The sequence below is a fragment of the Pseudoalteromonas sp. Z1A2 genome (genome assembly GCF_011378755.1).
In the GTDB taxonomy this organism is placed as follows: Bacteria; Pseudomonadota; Gammaproteobacteria; order Enterobacterales; family Alteromonadaceae; genus Pseudoalteromonas; species Pseudoalteromonas distincta.
Genome location: NZ_WTKX01000078.1, coordinates 1 through 1,005 on the forward strand (window position 1 = coordinate 1; position 1,005 = coordinate 1,005).

General features: G+C 37.6%; 1 protein-coding gene. It reads right to left on the reverse strand.

The features are described from left to right. Positions 1–254: 254 nt before the first annotated feature. Positions 255–674, reverse strand: coding sequence for a hypothetical protein (locus tag GQR47_RS20240; protein ID WP_165724413.1), 420 nt, complete (start codon positions 672–674; stop codon positions 255–257). Positions 675–1,005 lie beyond the last annotated feature (331 nt).

Consider the following 1,005-nt stretch of genomic DNA (forward strand, 5'->3'; position numbering starts at 1 on the left):
TGCTTTAGGCATGTTTTATATATCTACTGAGATATTGCGAGTGCCAAAATGGGACAAGAGTCCACTATTAAAGTATGTGGACTCTCAACCTGTACCAATACGGAAACATGATTTTTTATTTCAATTTTCGGAGGGGTTTATCAGGGGTGCGTTGCACGGGGATATTTTTCTAAATCTAGTTGGTTTATGGTTTCGGCCGACTAACCACAGGTCTTTATATAAATTCTGTGTGCGGCCTTTCATGCGTAAACGCATTATTTGGAGTGAGCAGTAACAAAGGCAATTAAATTTTTAGTTGCTTGGTTAGCGTATAGCTTTAAATATTTTAAAAAATCAGCCTTGGGTAAATCAACATTGCTTTCAATACTTCTTAAATGAAGTATCAAATCCTTTTCAGCATCTGTAATTCTAAAAACACTTTTGCTTTCTAAAGAACGTGGGCGACCTGAACCAACACGATACCCACCCCTTTGCTTATGGGCCAATTGCTTTAACTCTTTAAGAAATAGATTTTCACATTCTTCAAGTGTTTCGGCTTCAATCCAAACTTCATCATTATCCTTTAAAAACATAAACATGCGTTTAGAAGGAAAGAAGGTGGCATTTAAACCGGCATTTGAGGTAACACTATAAATTGAACCCAACTCATAAGATTTAAGACTAATTTGAGGCATTTTGATTTCCGTTACATTTATCTAAAGAGTGAGTTAATAGTAATTCATTTTGATTTAAGTTACAACAATCAAAGTTAATATTACCCCCCATAAATCCCATTATGTTACGGGCTAGAACCGCTACGCTTAAAAGGGCTTTTGTTCTAGTTCGTGTGGGCTTCGCCATTTTCCACACGAAAAACCACAAGCGCCCCGCCTTTTAGATATTTTGGCGGGGCGCTTTCTAAACATAACGCGGCTTAAATTTATGGGTTGTTAGTGGTGGTAGATATTAAATGTTTATTTAAAAGCCCTTACAGGCAGTCAGAGGCTCGGAGCTCGCCTTTCTGGC